Source organism: Dyella telluris (assembly GCF_014297575.1).
GTDB classification, from domain to species: Bacteria; Pseudomonadota; Gammaproteobacteria; order Xanthomonadales; family Rhodanobacteraceae; genus Dyella; species Dyella telluris.
The window spans coordinates 2895355-2912084 of the sequence record NZ_CP060412.1; the positions used below are offsets into that span (position 1 = coordinate 2895355).

17 protein-coding genes are annotated in these 16730 nt (G+C 64.4%); 8 read left to right on the forward strand and 9 right to left on the reverse strand.

The genetic code is table 11. The features are described 5' to 3' along the window. Positions 1-4: 4 nt before the first annotated feature. Positions 5-421, reverse strand: a complete 417-nt coding sequence (gene mscL, locus H8F01_RS12810) for a large-conductance mechanosensitive channel protein MscL (protein WP_187055496.1) — start codon at positions 419-421, stop codon at positions 5-7. Between the two features lie 80 nt (positions 422-501). Beyond that, positions 502-1188: a fumarylacetoacetate hydrolase family protein gene (locus H8F01_RS12815; RefSeq protein WP_187055497.1), complete on the reverse strand. Its 687-nt coding sequence runs from the start codon at positions 1186-1188 to the stop codon at positions 502-504. A gap of 237 nt (positions 1189-1425) precedes the next feature. Between H8F01_RS12815 and H8F01_RS12820 the strand changes: the two genes are divergently transcribed. From H8F01_RS12820 to H8F01_RS12835, 4 genes are all read left to right on the forward strand, one after another. After that, a complete protein-coding gene (locus H8F01_RS12820; RefSeq protein WP_187055498.1) occupies positions 1426-2673 on the forward strand; it encodes an efflux RND transporter periplasmic adaptor subunit in 1248 nt (415 codons plus the stop codon). An 85-nt stretch (positions 2674-2758) separates the two neighbouring features. Continuing rightward, entirely contained in the window at positions 2759-3445 is a 687-nt protein-coding gene (locus H8F01_RS12825; RefSeq protein WP_187055499.1) for an ABC transporter ATP-binding protein, read from the forward strand. 10 nt (positions 3446-3455) lie between these two features. Then, positions 3456-4622, forward strand: a complete 1167-nt coding sequence (locus tag H8F01_RS12830; protein ID WP_187055500.1) for an ABC transporter permease — start codon at positions 3456-3458, stop codon at positions 4620-4622. 10 nt (positions 4623-4632) lie between these two features. Further along, positions 4633-5952 (forward strand): ABC transporter permease, encoded by a 1320-nt coding sequence (locus tag H8F01_RS12835; protein WP_187055501.1) that lies wholly within the window; start codon positions 4633-4635, stop codon positions 5950-5952. Between the two features lie 54 nt (positions 5953-6006). On the opposite strand, the gene H8F01_RS12840 is transcribed toward H8F01_RS12835, so the two are convergent. The 4 genes from H8F01_RS12840 to H8F01_RS12855 all read right to left on the reverse strand — a co-directional run bounded on the left by H8F01_RS12840 (position 6007) and on the right by H8F01_RS12855 (position 9825). Then, the gene (locus H8F01_RS12840) at positions 6007-7395 is read right to left on the reverse strand and encodes a short-chain fatty acid transporter (RefSeq protein WP_425490116.1); all 1389 of its coding nucleotides are present in this window, start codon (positions 7393-7395) and stop codon (positions 6007-6009) included. 102 nt (positions 7396-7497) lie between these two features. Beyond that, positions 7498-8412 (reverse strand): drug/metabolite exporter YedA, encoded by a 915-nt coding sequence (yedA, locus tag H8F01_RS12845; RefSeq protein WP_187055503.1) that lies wholly within the window; start codon positions 8410-8412, stop codon positions 7498-7500. Between the two features lie 127 nt (positions 8413-8539). Next, positions 8540-9418 carry a methylated-DNA--[protein]-cysteine S-methyltransferase gene (locus H8F01_RS12850; RefSeq protein ID WP_238480972.1) on the reverse strand — a complete coding sequence of 293 codons (879 nt, stop codon included), beginning with the start codon at positions 9416-9418 and terminating at the stop codon, positions 8540-8542. Between the two features lie 134 nt (positions 9419-9552). Continuing rightward, positions 9553-9825 carry a hypothetical protein gene (locus tag H8F01_RS12855; RefSeq protein WP_187055505.1) on the reverse strand — a complete coding sequence of 91 codons (273 nt, stop codon included), beginning with the start codon at positions 9823-9825 and terminating at the stop codon, positions 9553-9555. A gap of 79 nt (positions 9826-9904) precedes the next feature. Between H8F01_RS12855 and H8F01_RS12860 the strand changes: the two genes are divergently transcribed. The 4 genes from H8F01_RS12860 to H8F01_RS12875 all read left to right on the forward strand — a co-directional run bounded on the left by H8F01_RS12860 (position 9905) and on the right by H8F01_RS12875 (position 13000). Continuing rightward, positions 9905-10249: a Rieske (2Fe-2S) protein gene (locus H8F01_RS12860; RefSeq protein ID WP_187055506.1), complete on the forward strand. Its 345-nt coding sequence runs from the start codon at positions 9905-9907 to the stop codon at positions 10247-10249. A 26-nt stretch (positions 10250-10275) separates the two neighbouring features. Continuing rightward, complete coding sequence (locus H8F01_RS12865; protein ID WP_187055507.1) at positions 10276-10488, forward strand: hypothetical protein; 213 nt, start codon at positions 10276-10278, stop codon at positions 10486-10488. 295 nt (positions 10489-10783) lie between these two features. Then, positions 10784-12298 carry a Wzz/FepE/Etk N-terminal domain-containing protein gene (locus H8F01_RS12870; RefSeq protein WP_187055508.1) on the forward strand — a complete coding sequence of 505 codons (1515 nt, stop codon included), beginning with the start codon at positions 10784-10786 and terminating at the stop codon, positions 12296-12298. Positions 12299-12367: 69 nt separating this feature from the next. After that, positions 12368-13000 carry a phosphatase PAP2 family protein gene (locus H8F01_RS12875; protein WP_187055509.1) on the forward strand — a complete coding sequence of 211 codons (633 nt, stop codon included), beginning with the start codon at positions 12368-12370 and terminating at the stop codon, positions 12998-13000. A 52-nt stretch (positions 13001-13052) separates the two neighbouring features. Here the strand turns inward: H8F01_RS12875 and H8F01_RS12880 are convergent, their stop codons facing one another. From H8F01_RS12880 to H8F01_RS12890, 3 genes are all read right to left on the reverse strand, one after another. After that, positions 13053-14870 (reverse strand): SLC13 family permease, encoded by a 1818-nt coding sequence (locus H8F01_RS12880; RefSeq protein ID WP_187059280.1) that lies wholly within the window; start codon positions 14868-14870, stop codon positions 13053-13055. Between the two features lie 308 nt (positions 14871-15178). Next, on the reverse strand, positions 15179-15904 hold the full coding sequence (gene trmB, locus H8F01_RS12885) for a tRNA (guanosine(46)-N7)-methyltransferase TrmB (protein ID WP_187055510.1): 726 nt from the start codon (positions 15902-15904) through the stop codon (positions 15179-15181). A 3-nt stretch (positions 15905-15907) separates the two neighbouring features. Continuing rightward, a complete protein-coding gene (locus H8F01_RS12890) occupies positions 15908-16708 on the reverse strand; it encodes a thiazole synthase (RefSeq protein WP_187055511.1) in 801 nt (266 codons plus the stop codon). Between the last annotated feature and the right edge of the window lie 22 nt (positions 16709-16730).

Sequence of the window (16730 nt, forward strand, 5' to 3'; positions counted from 1 at the left end):
TCGCTTACTTCGGGTTCTGCGACTTCAGCAGGTCGCGGATCTCGGTGAGCAGCACCACGTCGGCCGGCGGGGCCGCGGGGGCGGCTTCCTGCTTCTTGGTGAGCTTGTTGATGGCCTTGACCACCAGGAAGATCGCGAAGGCAATGATGAGGAACTGGATCAGGGTATTGATGAAGTTGCCGTAACCAATAGCCACTTCGGCGATTTTGTGCGCCGGATCGGTATTGTCGGCCGGCTTGAGCACTAACTTCATCTGCGAGAAGTCGACGCCGCCGGTAAGCATGCCGATGGGCGGCATGATGATCTGGTCCACCAGCGCGGTGACGATCTTGCCGAACGCGCCGCCAATGACCACGCCGACCGCGAGGTCGATGACGTTGCCACGCATGGCGAATTCTTTGAACTCTTTGATCATGCTCATGCTTCTCTCCCTGGACTGGATGGCGAAGGAACTCTAGCGCAGCGGGCCATGGACGCGACAGGCATTCGCGTCCGTGGGGTTCAGGCTACCTTGCCTTCGAGTGTGGCCACGCCCGCCAGCTCCGCACGGAAATGGTCGCCACGCTGCAGGGCGGAAACGCCGGCCGGCGTGCCGGTGAAGATCAGGTCGCCCGCCTTCAACTCGAACAGCGTGGACAGGATGGCGATGATCTCGTTCACGCCATGCACCATGTCGCCGAGACGACCGTGTTGGCGCTGAGCGCCGTTCACGGAGAGCGTCAGTGCGGTGTCAGCATCCAGCGTCACGTCGCCTGCCGGACGCAGGGCGGACACCGGGGCGGAGTGGTCGAAGCCCTTGGCCACATCCCACGGGTGGCTCTTGGCCTTGGCGATGGCCTGCAGGTCGCGACGCGTCAGGTCCAGTCCCACGCCATAGCCCCAGATCAGCCCGGCGGCCTGCGCATCTGACAGATCGCGTCCCCCGCCGCCCAGGGCTACCACCATCTCCACCTCGTGGTGCAGGTCATGCGTGGCTTGCGGGTAGATGACGTCGGCGCCGTCGGTCACCACCGCATCGGCGGGCTTGGTGAAGAACAGCGGCGTGTCCTTGTCCACCGTCGCGCCCATCTCGCGGGCGTGCTCGGCGAAATTGCGCCCGATGCAGAAAATGCGGCGCACCGGGAAACGTTGGTCGCTGCCGATGATGGGCAGGCTCGGAACAGGCGGGGGCGTGAGGGCGTATGACATGGCTCGAAGGGTACCACCGTGGGCCATACGCGCCAGTCACTTGTCACGTCAGCTTTTTTCGCGTGCGGCATGCGAGTACAACCGGGCCGGCTCTCGGCCGCTGGCCGCCGCCGTGTGACACCTGTCACCGTGTTCGGCTGATGTGGGCATCTGGAGGCGAAGGCATCGCCCCCGCATTCTGTGTGGCATCGAGCTGTATGGCGTCAAGGAACCGGCGGGGACCGGCAGGGAGAGCGTGTGGCGAATGCGGATCTGTTGAAGGAACTGCGCATCGAGAAACACCTGCGCGAAGAGCACAGCCAGGGGCCCGGTCGCTGGCCGTGGATCGTGGGTGCCGTGCTGCTTGTGTTGGCCCTGGCAGCAGCTGCGGCTTGGTGGGTGATGGGGCATCGCGCCATCGAGGTGCAGACGGCGCAGGCGCAATCGCCCGTCGCCAATGCGGCAGCGGGCGCCGTGCTGCAGGCCACTGGGTACGTCACCGCACGGCGGCAAGCCACGGTGTCGGCGCAGATCACCGGCACGCTGACCGAGGTGCTGATTGAAGAAGGTGATCACGTGAAGCAGGGCCAGGTGGTGGCCCGGCTGGATGACTCGCAGTACAAGGCGGCGCTGGAAGCTGCGCGCACGGCAGCGGCGGCGTCGCATGCGCTGGTCGCCCAGTTCCAGGCGCAGCTCGCGCAGAACGAGCGGGATGCGGTGCGCAACGAGCAGCTGGCCACCAAGGGGCTGGTCGCCAAACAGGTGGCCGAACAGGCGCGTACGCAGGTGGACAGCACACGCGCCCAGCTGCTGTCGCAGCAGCGCAGCGCGGCATCCGCCGATTCGCAGGTCGTCGAAGCCAAGGTGAATTTTGACTACTGCGTGATCCGCGCGCCGTTCGATGGCGTCATCACCACCAAGGACGCGCAGGTTGGCGAAATCGTCTCGCCGTTCTCGGCCGGCGGTGGTTTCACCCGCACCGGCATCGGCACGGTGGTGGACATGGATTCGCTGGAAGTGGACGTGGATGTCAACGAGGCGTACATCGGTCGCGTAAAGCCGAACATGCCCGCCGAGGCGGTGCTGGATGCTTATCCGGACTGGAAGATCCCCGCGCACGTGATTGCCATCGTGCCGGCCGCCGATCGCGGCAAGGCCACCGTGAAGGTACGCGTGGCGCTGGAGAAAAAGGATTCCCGCATCGTGCCGGACATGGGCGTGCGCGTGTCTTTCCTTGAGCAGAAGCAGGACGCGCAACCGGCGCAGGTGCCTCAGGGCGCGCTGGTGCCGGCGGCAGCCATTGCCCAGCGCGATGGCCATGGCGTCGTGTTCATCCTTCGCGGCGACACGGTGCAGCAGCGCGGCGTGCCGTCAACGGCATCCAAGGTCGGCGACCAGAGTCTGTTGCCGACGGGTGTGGACGTAGGTGACACCGTGGTCGTGTCGCCGCCGGCGGAATTGAAGGACGGTGACCGGGTGAAGGCAGCGGCCAAGGCCGCGCAATAACCCGTTCGTCAAGCGATAGCGGCCGCATCGCGAGGGGCGATGCAGGCCAGAGCATGCAGAGCCATTCGCATCGGGAGTGACAGCCATGAACACGTTGATCGAAACCCGCGACCTGTCCAAGGTGTACGAGCGCGGCAAGCAGAAAGTGGAAGTGCTGCATCACATCAACCTGGATATCGCCGAAGGCGACTTCCTCGCGTTGATGGGCCCTTCCGGTTCGGGCAAGACCACCTTGCTCAACCTTATCGGTGGCCTCGATACGCCGACCGGCGGCAGCATCACGGTGGCCGGCCAGCGCCTGGACCAGCTCTCGGGCGGGCAGCTCGCCAAATGGCGCGCCGCGCACGTGGGCTTCGTGTTCCAGTTCTACAACCTGATGCCGATGCTCACGGCGCAGCGCAACGTGGAGTTGCCGCTGCTGCTCACCAAGCTCTCGGCTGCGCAGCGACGCAAGAATGCCTCCATCGCGCTGCAGCTGGTGGGGCTGGAAGAGCGTGCTTCGCACAAGCCCAGCGAACTCTCCGGCGGCCAGCAGCAGCGCGTGGCCATTGCGCGCGCCATCGTGTCCGATCCTACACTGCTGGTCTGTGACGAACCCACGGGCGACTTGGATCGCCAGTCGGCCGAAGAGGTGCTTGGGCTGTTGCGTGTGCTCAACCGCGAACATGGCAAGACCATCGTGATGGTCACGCATGACCCGAAGGCGGCGGAGTACGCCAATCACACGCTTCATCTGGACAAGGGCACGCTGGTCGAACAGGCCCTGGCGTGAGGATGCGACGATGAAATATCTCCATCTCATCTGGGCGGCGCTGTTCCGGCGCAAGACCCGCACCATACTCACGCTGGTATCGATCATTGCCGCGTTCCTGCTGTTCGGCATGCTCGACGCCGTGCGCACGTCCTTCAACCAGGCCGGGCAGAGCGCCAATGGCGCCGAGCGCCTGCAGACCGGCTCGAAGCTCTCCTTCATCCAGACCCTGCCGCAGGCACTGGAATCGCAGATCGCACAGGTACCCGGGGTGAAGATGGTGACCTACGCGAACTGGTTCGGCGGTGCCTATCAGGATCCGCATAACCAGGTCTTCAGTTTCGCGGTGGAGCCGAACTATATCGACCTCTATCCCGAGATCCAGGTGGATCCGGCCGAACGCAAGGCGTTCGACGACACGCGTACCGGCATCCTGGTGGGTGAGCGGCTGGCCAAGCGCTTCAACTGGAAGGTGGGCGACAAGATTCCGCTGCAGTCCACCATTTTTCCGAACCGCCAGGGCAGCAAGAACTGGACCTTCGACATCGTCGGCATCCTGCATGCCAAGGACAAGAAAAGCGGCGGCTTCTTCGACCAGATGTTGCTTCTTCACTGGAAGTACTTCGACGAGACCACGCCATTCAATCGCGGCACGGTGGGCTGGTACGTCACGCGCGTGGCCGATGTGAACCAGGCTGATCGCGTCGCCAAGGCCATCGATGCCATCTCGGCCAATTCCGACCACGAAACGCGCACGCAGACCGAGCAGGCCGCCACTGCCAACTGGATGAAGCAGCTGGCCGATATCGGGCTGATCGTGGGTTCGATCATGGGCGCGGTGTTCTTCACCCTGCTGCTGCTTTCCGGTAACACCATGATGCAGGCCGTGCGTGAGCGCACCAGCGAACTGGCCGTGCTCAAGACGATTGGCTTCTCCAATCACGCAGTGTTGGGCATTGTGCTGGCCGAATCGGTGTTGCTGCTGTTGCTCGGCGGCGTGATTGGCCTGGGCATTGCCTCGCTGATTGTTCCGGCGGTAAGCGCGGGCAGTGGCGGCATGCTCAACCTGCCCATCGTCGGTGCGGGCAGCTGGATTCTTGGCGTGGTGTTGATGATCGCCATCGGGCTGCTGGTGGGTGCCTTGCCCGCCATACGTGCGATGCGCCTGAACATCGTCGACGCACTGGCCGGCCGCTGAGGAGAGCGACATGAACAATTTCCTGATCAACCTCGGCCTGCTCATTCTTGTCATTGTCGGGGTCGCCTTCTGGGTGACCTTGCCCTGGCAGGCGGCCATCGTGCTGGTCGTGCTGTTTGCCTTGTGGATGGGCCTGACGCGATCCGGCCGCCGTGCGGCATCGGTGGCCAGCGTGGGCATCAGCACGCTGGGTCAACGACTCGGTTCATCGGCCGTCATCGTGATCGGCATCGCCGGCGTGGTCGGCGTGCTGGTTGCGCTGCTGGCGATGGGCGAGGGCTATGGCGAAACCCTGCGCAAGACGGGCAGCGCCGATACCGCCATTGTCATGCGCGGTTCGTCCGCCGCCGAAGTGATGTCGGTGCTGGATCACGACAGTGTCACGCTGATCCCGCAGGCCGCCGGCATCGCCAAGGATGCGAAGGGCCAGCCCATCGCCTCGCCCGAGATCGTCGTGGCGGCCAACCTTCCGCTCAAGGGCAGCACGGCCGATGACGAAGGGAGCGTGCAATTGCGTGGTGTGGGCGAGCAGGCATGGGCGGTGCGGCCTAACGTGAAGATCGTGCAGGGACGCAACTTCCAGCCCGGCATGCGCGAGCTCATTGTGGGCAAGGGCGCTGCCAAACAGTTCGACGGTCTGGTTCCCGGTCACACCATCAAGCTGGGCAACCAGCAGTGGACCGTGGTGGGCGTGTTCTCCTCCGGTGACGCGATGGACTCGGAAGTGTGGGGCGATGCCAGCGTGGTGGCCGATACCTACCGCCGCGGCAGCAGTCGTGCCTCGGTCACCGTGCGCCTCACCGATCCCAAGGCCTACGACGCGTTCAAGAAGGAGCTGGAAGACAACCCGCAGCTGAAGGTGGATGTCAGCACCACCATCGACTACTTCAGCAAGCAGTCCGAAGGCATGACCAAGGTGATCCGCATCATGGGCATTACCGTGGGCCTGATCATGGCCATCGGTGCGATGTTCGGTGCACTCAACACCATGTTCGCGGCGGTGGCCGCGCGCGCACGCGAAATCGCCACGCTGCGTGCCATCGGGTTCCGTGGCTTTCCGGTGGTGGTGGCGGTGATGCTGGAAACCATGCTGCTGGCGGCCATCGGCGGTTTGTTGGGCGGCGTGCTCGCCTGGCTGATCTTCAACGGCTACAGCGCCTCGACGCTGGCGGCCGGTACCGTCGGCAAGCTCAGCTTCGAGTTGCGCGTGTCGCCCGAACTGCTGTGGACCGGCCTGAAGTGGGCATTGGCCATCGGTTTCATCGGCGGCCTGTACCCGGCCGTGCGCGCGGCGCGGTTGCCGGTGACTACGGCCTTGCGTGAACTCTGAGGCGGGGTAGGTGATGCGAAAAGGGCGCGGCATGTGCCGCGCCCTTTTCCTTCATTACGGCATCACCGGTGGAACATAGGTCAGTGTGAGGCCAAGCGCCCATAGCAGCCCCAGCACCAGCGGCACGTGCACCAGCAGCTGCATGAAAGTGAAGCCGACCACGTCGCGAGCCTTCAATCCCAGCACGCCAAGCAGCGGCAGCATCCAGAACGGATTGATCAGGTTGGGCAGTGCTTCGGCGGCGTTGTACACCTGTACGGCCCAGCCCAGGTGCACATGCAGGTCGTTGGCAGCCTGCATCACGTAAGGGGCTTCCACCAGCCACTTGCCACCGCCGGACGGCACGAAGAAGCCGAGCACCGAGGAGTACACGCCCATCACGAACGGGAAACTGTCGGTGGTGGCGATGTGCACGAACAGACCTGAAAGCCGGTGCGACAGCGTGACATCGCCCACGCCGGGCGCATGCGTGAGCAGAGCGGCGATACCGCCATACAACGGGAACTGGATAAGCACACCCGCCGTGCTCGGCACCGCGCGTGCCACGGCATTGAGGAAGCTGCGCGGTCGCCAGTGCAGCAACAGCCCCACCGTCAGGAACAGGAAGTTGTAGGTGTTGAGGTTGGCGATTGCCGTGACCGCTGGCTTGGAGACGAACTCGACGGCGAGCCAGCCTAGCCCGATCAGGCCAATCAACACCGAGAGCAGCGGGCTGTACTCAAGCCATTCGCCCGGACGTTGGCGTGGCGGCAACGCCGGGGTTGCCGTTTCCGTCACGCCGAAATCGTTCGCCGTGCGTGCGGCGCGATCCGATGGCGCGGTGAGCCAGCAGACCAGCAGCGACACCACGATGAGCGCGGCGGTGAGCAGAAGCGATTGCCACAGGAAAATCGTCTGGCTGAAGGGCAGCACGCCGGTGATGTTGATCAGGCCAGGCGGCATGCTTTTGGGGTTGGCCTGCAGTTGAGCGGCCGATGACGACAGGCCCATGGCCCACACCGCGCCCAGGCCCAGATAGGCGGCCGCGCCGGCAGCGCGGTAGTCCATGCGCAGGTCGTCGCGACGCGCGAGTGCACGCACCAGCAGGCCGCCGAACACCAGCGAGAAGCCCCAGGACAGCAGCGAGGCGAGCATGCTGATCAGTCCGACATAGCAGATCGCGCCTCGCCCGGTTTTCGGCGCGCGCGCCAGCCATTCGATGAAGCGCGCAACCACCGGCGCGGTGGCCACCACGTAGCCGCCTATCACCACGAAGGCCATCTGCATGGTGAAGGGAATCAGGCTCCAGAAGCCGTCGCCGAACGCGTTGACGGTGACGGTGGGCGTTGCACCGAACGCCAGCGCGGCGACGGCGACGATGATCACACCCAGTGCCGCGAACACCCATGCGTCGGGAAACCACTGCTCCGACCACGCCGCGCAACGTAGCGCGGCCCGGGCCATCAGACCTTCGTTCGTCGTGTTCATGGGCCTATCCCAAGCCAGGATCAGGCCATGGTGAAGGCCCCGCCGAGGGCGAGGCAAGCACGCCAGACTAAAGCGGCGTCAGCGGCGCTGACGCGCCAGCGTGATGGCACCCACGCCAAGCAGGATGATGGCCATGCCGGCCAGGTCATACGGGCCCACGCTTTCACCAGCCAGCATGACGCCGAACAGCACGGCCACCGGGGGATTCACATAGGCGTAGCTGGTCGCGAGGGCCGGGCGTGCGTGCTTGAGCACGTACAGGAAGGCGCTGAACGCGATGATGGAGCCGAACACGGCAAGGTAGACCACAGCGGCCGTGGCGCGCGCTGTCGGATGTTCCGGCAAGCGTTCGCCGCTGGCGAAGCCGACGGCGAGCAGGGCCACGCTGGCGCAGAGCATCTGCGCCGCGGTGTTCATCGGGCCGGTGGGCATGTCCTGGCGACGGCTCCAGGTGGCACCGAACGCCCAGCTCATGGCGGCAACCAGCAGTGCGATGGCGCCGATGCGCGAGCCGGACAGGCTGCTGCCGAGGTTCAGTACGATCACGCCGACAAAGCCGATCACCAGCCCCACCGTTTCCCGCCGGTTGGGCCATTCACCGTAAAGCCCGGAGAACAGGGCGGCGAACAGCGGCATGCTGGCCACGGCTACCGCGGCAATGCCGGAGCTCACCCGTTCTTCGGCAAAGCACACCAGACCGTTGCCGAAGCCCAGCAGCAGGATGCCGGTGATGGCGGCATTGCGCCATTGGCGCAGCGAGGGAGCGGCCATGCCGCGCAGGCGCAGGAAGGCGAACAACGCTACGCCCGCACCAAGAAAACGGATACCGGCGAGCAAGAAGGGCGGGTAGCTCTCCAGCGCAAAACGGATACCCAGGTATGTCGAGCCCCAGATGATGTAGAGCGCGAATAACCCTAGCGGCACCAATACGCGGGTGTCGGCAATGGGCGATGTCGCCGCGGGCGCGGCGGTGGTGGTCGTCGTGTCTGTCATGGCCGGGGTCGCGGGGAAGCATCGCGGGGCGGATGCCACCTATAGTTTACAGGCCAGTTGAAGATAATCCGGGCGGAGCGAAGGCAGAAGCGAGTCTTCCGCAAGACAGGCTTGAGCGCCGCTCAAGTCAGGCGGCGGAGCGTTTGGGTTGCTCCCGGTCGGCGCGTTGCTCGCTGGCGAGCAGGTCGCGCTTGCGTTCCACCCCCCAGCGCCAGCCGCCCAGCGAGCCGTCTTCGCGAACAATGCGATGGCACGGCACGATCAGTGCCAGGCGATTGTTTCCGCACGCGTTGCCGATGGCACGGGCCGCCTTGGGCATGCCCAGTTCCGCCGCCAGTTCGCCGTAGCTCATGGTGGTGCCGGAGGGGATGCGCGTCAGTGCGTTCCACACACGCCACTGGAAGGCGGTCGCGGCCACGTCGAGCGGTGGCAGCTCCGGCGCGTCGGCATGGCTCCAGCCAAGGTCGCTGGCAATGCGGGCAATCACGGCATCAAGCCATTCCTCGCGGCCGGCATCCACGCGTTCGCGCACGGCCTTGGGGAACTCGCTGATGAGTCGCTGTTCGAGCTCCGCATCGGTATCGCCCAACGTTACCGAGCAGATGCCGCGCGTGGTGGTGGCCACCAGCATTCGACCCAGCGGCGTGCCGGTGGTGGTGTAGCGGATGTCCGCGCCTGCGCCACCGGCGCGGTAGCTGGCCGGCGTCATGCCCAGCAGGCGATCGCTGTGTTCGTAGACGCGGCTGCCCGAGCCGAAACCGGCGTCGTACACGGCATCGGAAACGGCAGCGCCCTTGCGCAGTGCGTTCTTCAGCTGCCCGAAGCGACGAGCGCGGTGATACTCGGCCGGGCTCATGCCGAAGCGGCGACGGAAGGCGCGTTGCAGATGACTGGGGCTGAGACTGGCTGCATCGGCCAGCACCTGCAGGGTGGGCGCTTCCTCCGCCTGTTCCAGCAACTGGCGGACATGTTCGAGCGTGGTTTCGTTGGCGTGACGGGCGTTCATGATCGACATCCGGTGAACCGATGGGACCAGCCTAGTGCCCTGGCACGGGGGTAGCCATCCGGATCTTGCGCGCGTCTTCGGCCGCCCTCATGCGGCGGTCGGCATAGCGGATGTCGAGGCCCGCGGGCCGGGTCTCAGCGAGCCGCGTGACGCGTCTGGTGAAGCACCACGAATTCGCCCTCGATCACCTCGGGCTTGTGCGCGCGACGCCCCTGGGGCGACACGGCGCCCCGCTTGCGCGACCATTGGCGCAGGGCGAACACCACGGCGCCGCCAATCAGCAGCACGCTGGCCACCACCAGACCGAACACCATCAGCACGCCAACCACGGCCAGACCCAACACCAGGGACAGGGCGCGGACCAGCGGGTGGCGGGAGCGACGCGGCAATGGCAGCGAAAAACGCATGATGTTAAAAATCCGTGTGGTAAAATCAACGACTTACGTACGTAACGATGGGGCCTGACGGCCAAAGAGGCAAGTGCCTATGGACACAGCAACTCCCGACCAGGCGCTTTGCCGGCTGGACGAAATCCCTGATAACGGCGCCATTGCCGTCGATGCCGTGCTGCGCGACGGCGAGGAAAGCGTGATCGTGCTGCGTCGCAACGACGCGGTGCACGCCTACCTCAATATCTGCCCCCATGCCGGCAGGCGGCTGGACTGGGCGCCGGGCAAGTTCCTCGTGAAGGACAACTTGCTCATCTGCGCTGCACATGGCGCGTCCTTCCAGGACGCGGACGGCTTGTGTGTCGGCGGCCCCTGTCGTGGCGAGCACCTGCGTCGGGTGGGCGTACGCGTGACCGATGGTGAGGTCTGGCTGGACGACTGAGATCGCCTGCCTGGACTGGTGAGGTTTTGCCGCAGGACGCCAAGGCCACCGTCTATCAGCTCGACGCGCGCTCCCCCGACGCCTTCATCCTGGCCAACCAGTTCAAGGTGAAACCCGGCGACGTGGTGTTCGTCGGCCCCGCGGGCATCACCCGCTGGAACCGCTTCCTGACGCAGCTGCTACCGTTGACCGGCATCATCAGCAACGCCGCCAGCGCCACCTACAATTTCGATCGCTGAGCATCGCGCAGGGCATGTCGAAACACCTGCCTGAGGCAGGTGTGGCAATACTCGAGGGGAAGCTCGTCAGATCCTGCTCATGGTCTCGCAGGTTGGCAGAGCGTCTGCACGCCGTTCTGCTGATCGTCGACACCGCGAATGACGTAGATCGCCTTGGCTTTCGATGTGCTCGGGTTGAGTACCTGCACCCGGAGCGCACAGGTGCACCGGTTATGAGTCGTGCATGGGCGTAAGCGCCCTGACCCCGTGACGAAGTAGCCATACCACTCTGCAGGCATAGCCCGGGCCGAACCACATGTCCGAAAGACCCTCCCTTCCGCCTCAGGACGACGAGATCGACCTGCGCGCGCTGCTTGGCACGTTGCTCGATCACAAATGGCTGATCGGCATCGTGACCGGCGCCTGCTTCGTTCTCGGCGTCTGCTACGCGGTTCTTGCCACGCCAATCTATGAGGCCGACGCGCTGGTTCAGGTCGAGCAGAAAGTGCCGGACCTGCCAGGGCTGAGTGCCATCAGCCAGACACTGGGTGCATCAAGTTCGGAAGCCACTACCGAGATCGCGCTACTGACCTCGCGCGCAGTGATCGGCACGGCTGTCGCTGATCTCAATCTTCAGGTTGATGTGCAGCCGTATCGACTGCCGTTGTTCGGGGGCTGGTTAGTGAGCCACTTCGTGCCTGCCACGGAGGGCGAGGTGGCCGCTCCCCGGTTCGGACTGAGTCGGTACGACTGGGGTGGTTCGGTTCTCGATGTTTTCCAATTGAAAGTGCCGGCGTCCCTGGAAGAAGAAGAGATGACGCTGCTCGCCGACGGCGGCGGCCGGTACAGACTGCTATACCGCGGCGACGTCATGCTTCAGGGCCAAGTTGGCAGCGTCGCCAGTGGCCATGGCATAGCCATGCAGGTGCGCGAGCTCCGGGCCAATGCAGGGGCACGTTTCGCCGTAACGCATCATGCCGCACTGGCGGTCAAGGGGCTTGGCGTAGACGCGGGCAATGGCCCCTGGTTTGGCGCGATTGTCAGTGCGGCATTGACGATACTTCCGTTGTTGCGCGGATGCCGTATTCCGATGCGTCTGTTCCTGGTGGCTTGTGCGTGGGGCGTCATCAGGGCGAGCTTCCTATCCGTTCTGTCCAAGGATCTCCTCGCTGCGTACTTGATTCTTCCTTTGACTCTGTTCGCGGGCCACCGTGCTTTTGGCAAGGCATGGACTGTTGCTGGCCTGCTCTACGGTTGGGTCATTCGCAAGTACTGGGTGCTGGCCACTTTGACGTGGCTTGGTCTGCAGTGCGTAAGAAAATGGTTGACGCCGTTTCGCGTTCTGCTTGGCGTCTTTTTGCTTTATCTCACCTTTGCAATCATGTTCCAGTCGTTGCTCGGTCAATCGCTGGATTTTGCACGTTCGTCAATGAACGAGAACCGCGTTCTTGGATCGCAGGGTTCACAAACGGTCATCGTACCCATCTTCAGTTCGGCCAATGTGGTGATGCAGGCCATCAACGCGATGCTGGTGCTCTTTAGGCTGGTTTTCCCCGTAGAACTGCTGCGGTTTCTGTCCCCAGACAAGATTGCATTTGTGATCTTGACGCCCGTGACGATCTGGTGGGCGCTGAAGATTGTCTGGGCGTCGGTCCGAGCCGACCATCCTGTCGTCATCCGGGCAGGAAAAGCGGCTCTCGTACCGTTGGCTTTCCTCGTGGTCGAAGGCATCTTCGAGCCCGATTGCCTGCTCGCGGTGATCTGCAGTCACGGCGTGTATGTCTTCGTGGAGCGTCCGTTGACGAATCAATTGCGAAGGCTGGTCTCCTGAACCGTCGTGCCCGTTGTTACCGCGCGGAGTGGGTAAGTCGTCTTGTGCGCACGCGCGGACCGTTCCGTCATGACGTTTGCATCTCACTCTGACTCCTGGTCCGTATTCTGGCGGTATCTGACCGGCCTGGGTGATTTGGCCGTGGTGCTGCCTTGCGCGATCATTCTTGGAGCCTGGCTCGTGTGTCATGCGGAGTCGCGGCGGCAAGCGAAGCGATGGTCTATCGCCTTTCTCACGGTAGCTACGCTGGTAGGTGCGAGTAAGCTCGCCTACATGGCCTGGGGGCTGGGTATTCCATCGTTGGACTTCATAGGGTTCAGTGGTCACTCGGCCGTGGCCACTCTGGTGTGGCCCACCCTGTTGGGGGTATTGGCGGATCGATGGGGAACTGCGAGGCGTTCGCTCGGCATGGGCCTGGGACTTTTGCTGGCACTGTGTGTGTGCGTATCCAGAGTCGTACTGCATGCCCATTCAGTGGCAGAAGTGGTAGCAGGCTTTGCGCTTGGCTTGGTGGCTCTACTGGAATTCTGGCGTGAACTTTTCGCGGCACGACTGCCTGAGCGCAAGGCGTCCTTGCTGTTGCTGCTAGCGTTGGTCGTGCCACTGGCCGGTGGGCATCGCTTCCCGTCGGAGGGGCTGCTGCGAGCCGTTGCCATTGAATTGAACCATCGTCATATGGCACATGCGCGTCACGAGCTGTAGGACACGTAGAGCGCACAGGTTCCGGCCGCGCCTGCCGTGCGGCTTAGGTGGCTCAGTGATACATCAAATTGATCGTCACCAACGTCAACACCAGCACGATCGCGGTGAGTGGCAAGCCCACACGCAGGAAGTCCCTGCCGCGATAGCCACCCGGGCCGGCCACCATCATCAGTGCCGGGTGACCGGAGCTGAGCAGGAAGGTGTTGGACGAAGATACCGCGACGATCAGCGCGTACGCCGATGGGTTGTTGCCGGTGGCGACGGCGACGCTGATGGCGATGGGAACCATCATCACGGTGGCGCCCACATTGGACATCACCTGCGAGAACAACAGGGTGAGAATGGCCAGGGCCAGCTGCAGGATCCAGTGGTTGGTGTGGCCAAGGTGTTGCAGCACGACCTGTGCAAGCCATGCGGCTGCACCGGTGGCGTCCATCGACCAGCCGAGAGGAATCAGGCAGGCGGTGACGAAGATGGTCTTCCAATTGACCGCCTTATAAGCCTCGTCCATGTTGAGCACGCCGGTCAGCAGCATGCCGATGGCGCCGGTCATCATGGCCACGGACAGGTCGAGATGGGTGAACAGGGCAAGGCATTTCGCCAGCAGGAAGAAGCCCACCGCCTGCCAGATCTTGCCGGGGCGCTGTTCTTCCTTGGGAATGTCGGTCACCACGACCAGGTCTCGGTCTTCGCTGGCGAGCACCAGGTCACGCCAGCTCGAATGCAGCACCAGGGTGTCGCCGGCGCGCAAGCTCACGGAGCGCACGTCGTCGCGATAGACCTGGTCACCGCGATTCACCGCCAGCACTGATATGCCATAGCGCTTGCGCAGCCGCAGCTCGCCGACGGTCTGCTTGAGGAAGCGCGAGCTCGGGGGGATCACCGCCTCGGAAATACCGGCACGCGACGGATTGAACAGCTCACCCAGTTGGCGCATGCGCGGCGAGAGCTTGCACAGCTGGTTGTTGGCAAACTGGTTGAGCTGGTCGCGCGGGCCGAGCACGCCAAGCACCGAACCAACCCAGATCACATGATCCGCTGGCGGCGCCATGCGCGAATCGTTGCCGCTCTTGATGGCAAGAATCAGCGGGGCGCCGTACAGCTGCTCCACCTCACCGATGCTCATGCCGACCAGCGGGCTTTCCGCCGTAACGGTGAGCTCCGCGCTTTCACCGACGATGCCGTAGGTGTCGGCGAAGTAGCTTTCCGTGCGGCCGGGCGTCACCTTCAGGCGTTCGTCCTCGCGCTCGGGCAGCAGCTTTTTGCCGAAGAAATAGAAGAAGCCGACACCGGCGAAGGCAAGCACCAGACCCACCGGCGTCACGCTGAACAAGCCGAACTTCGGGATGGTGTGTGCGCCGGCCGGCAGGTTCGCATTCGAGCTGGCCACCAGGTCGTTCAGCACGATCAGCGGTGAGTTGGCGATCAGCGTGGTGTTGGTGGCGGTGAGAATGCAGAACGCCATCGGCAGCAGCAGGCGCGAGATGGGCACGCCGGTGCGCGCGGCGAGGCGACTGGTCACCGGAATCATCAACGCCGCCAGGGCCTGGCTGGGAATCACCGCGCTGAACAGGCTGGTGACAAGGTTGATCACCACGCCCAGGCGTGACTCCACGCCGCGCGCCATGCGCATGACGAAGCTGGCGGTAAGGGTGAGCACGCCGGCGCGGTCCAGTCCCGCGCCCATGATCATGATGGCGATGATGGCGATGACCGCGTTACCGGCAAAGCCATTGAACACGCGATCCGAAGGAATGAGTCCGGTGAGGCCGATCACGACCACCACCAGCAGGGCCACCATGTCGGCGCGGATCCACTCCAGCACCAGCATCAGCATGGTGAAGCCCACCAGCCCCAGCACCAGGATCATTTCAGGGGTGAGGGCGAGTCCCACTAGCGAGCGCCCCGCGGCTGGGCGTCGTGCTGACGGTTGGATGTGGGCAGTGGGAGCTTCACGCTGCGACGACTCGTCCCTGTTTGAGACGTGAGTATAAGCGCGTGAAGAGGTGGGCTGGTGAACCGAGTATGCAACGCGGATCGCCGTTGGCCTGGTTGGCCGGCTCCCAGTTCACCACGGAAAGCGGCTGGCGCCCTCGATGACCACGCCAGGGCGAATCCTTCAAGCGAACGGAGCGTTGAGCATCGGGGCCAATGATGTGCTGACCCCGATGCCGCCACTCAACGCTTCCGGTAAAGCAGATCCCATACCCCGTGTCCCAGCTTCAGCCCGCGACGCTCGAAATGGGTTTCGATGCGCCATGCGGGCTTCTCGGCGTACTGCCCGGGGCCGAGGTCATTGCGCCAGTCCGGTGCGGCCTCCATCACCTCGAGCATGTGCTCGGCGTAGGGCTGCCAGTCGGTGGCCAGGTGCAGCAGGCCGTTGGGGGCCATACGGGAGGCCAGCAGGGCGACGAAGTCGGGCTGGATGATGCGGCGCTTGTTGTGGCGCTTCTTGTGCCACGGGTCGGGGAACCAGATGCGCGCTTCGGCGAGGGTGCCGGGCGGAATCTCGTTCTCCAGCACTTCCACCGCATCGTGCTTGTACAGACGCACGTTGCTGGCGTCGCGCGCGGCCAGGGCGTTCATCAGGCGGCCCACACCGGGGCCATGGACTTCGACGCCGATAAAGTCGCGCCCGAGGTCGTTTTCGCTGGCCCAGGCCAGCGCCTCGCCATTGCCGAAGCCGATTTCCAGCACCCGCGGGGCGGTGCGCCCGAAGCGGGCGGCGTAATCCTGCGGCGTGGCGGTGTAGTCGATGCCGAAGCGGGCCCAGTGTTCGTCGAAAGCACGCTGCTGGGCCGGCGTCATGCGCCCTTCGCGCAACACGAAGCTGCGGATACGGCGCATGAAGTGCGGATGCTCGGCGTCGTCGTGTTCGCCGTCGTGGTCGTGCTGGTCAGTCATGGATCAGCCGATGGTGCCGTCGATCGGGCTCGAGGCCGAGGCGAAGCGCTTGCGCGGAATGCGGCCGGCCTTGAAGGCGGCGCGGCCGGCCTGGATAGCAAGCTTCATGGCGTGCGCCATCAGCACCGGATCCTTGGCGCCGGCAATGGCGGTGTTCATCAGCACGCCGTCGCAACCCAGTTCCATCGCAATGGCGGCGTCGGAAGCGGTACCCACGCCGGCGTCGACAATGATCGGCACCTTGGCGTTCTCGATGATCTCGAGCAGGTTGTAGCGGTTCTGGATGCCCAGGCCCGAGCCGATGGGTGCGGCCAGCGGCATCACGGCCACGCAGCCGATCTCTTCCAGGCGCTTGGCCAGGATCGGGTCGTCGCTGGTGTACACCATCACGTCGAAACCGTCGGCCACCAGCGTTTCGGCGGCCTTGAGTGTCTCGACCACGTCGGGGAACAGGGTGCGCTGGTCGCCCAGCACTTCCAGCTTCACCAGCTTGTGGCCGTCCAGCAGCTCGCGGGCGAGTTTGCAGGTGCGCACGGCGTCGACGGCGTTGTAGCAGCCGGCGGTGTTGGGCAGCAGGGTAAATTCTTCGGGCGGCAGGGCGTCCAGCAGGTTGGGCTGGCCGGCGTCCTGGCCGATGTTCACGCGGCGGATGGCGACCGTGACGATCTCGGCACCGGCGGCCTGGCTGGCGCGGCGGGTTTCGTCGAAGTCCTTGTACTTGCCGGTGCCAGTGAGCAGTCGGGAGCCGTAGCTCTTGCCGGCGATGATCAGCGGATCGGAAGTGTCGAGCGTCTTGATGTTCATCGTGGTGTCTTCAGTCTGCGGG

Excerpts from the sequence above, each read along its gene's own strand:
- mscL (WP_187055496.1), bottom strand. The coding sequence starts at position 421 with ATGAGCATGATCAAAGAGTTCAAAGAATTCGCCATGCGTGGCAACGTC.
- H8F01_RS12815 (WP_187055497.1), bottom strand. The coding sequence starts at position 1,188 with ATGTCATACGCCCTCACGCCCCCGCCTGTTCCGAGCCTGCCCATCATC.
- H8F01_RS12825 (WP_187055499.1), top strand. The coding sequence starts at position 2,759 with ATGAACACGTTGATCGAAACCCGCGACCTGTCCAAGGTGTACGAGCGC.
- H8F01_RS12830 (WP_187055500.1), top strand. The coding sequence starts at position 3,456 with ATGAAATATCTCCATCTCATCTGGGCGGCGCTGTTCCGGCGCAAGACC.
- H8F01_RS12835 (WP_187055501.1), top strand. The coding sequence starts at position 4,633 with ATGAACAATTTCCTGATCAACCTCGGCCTGCTCATTCTTGTCATTGTC.
- H8F01_RS12840 (WP_425490116.1), bottom strand. The coding sequence starts at position 7,395 with ATGGCCCGGGCCGCGCTACGTTGCGCGGCGTGGTCGGAGCAGTGGTTT.
- yedA (WP_187055503.1), bottom strand. The coding sequence starts at position 8,412 with ATGACAGACACGACGACCACCACCGCCGCGCCCGCGGCGACATCGCCC.
- H8F01_RS12850 (WP_238480972.1), bottom strand. The coding sequence starts at position 9,418 with ATGAACGCCCGTCACGCCAACGAAACCACGCTCGAACATGTCCGCCAG.
- H8F01_RS12855 (WP_187055505.1), bottom strand. The coding sequence starts at position 9,825 with ATGCGTTTTTCGCTGCCATTGCCGCGTCGCTCCCGCCACCCGCTGGTC.
- H8F01_RS12860 (WP_187055506.1), top strand. The coding sequence starts at position 9,905 with ATGGACACAGCAACTCCCGACCAGGCGCTTTGCCGGCTGGACGAAATC.
- H8F01_RS12870 (WP_187055508.1), top strand. The coding sequence starts at position 10,784 with ATGTCCGAAAGACCCTCCCTTCCGCCTCAGGACGACGAGATCGACCTG.
- H8F01_RS12875 (WP_187055509.1), top strand. The coding sequence starts at position 12,368 with ATGACGTTTGCATCTCACTCTGACTCCTGGTCCGTATTCTGGCGGTAT.
- H8F01_RS12880 (WP_187059280.1), bottom strand. The coding sequence starts at position 14,870 with ATGATCCTGGTGCTGGGGCTGGTGGGCTTCACCATGCTGATGCTGGTG.
- trmB (WP_187055510.1), bottom strand. The coding sequence starts at position 15,904 with ATGACTGACCAGCACGACCACGACGGCGAACACGACGACGCCGAGCAT.
- H8F01_RS12890 (WP_187055511.1), bottom strand. The coding sequence starts at position 16,708 with ATGAACATCAAGACGCTCGACACTTCCGATCCGCTGATCATCGCCGGC.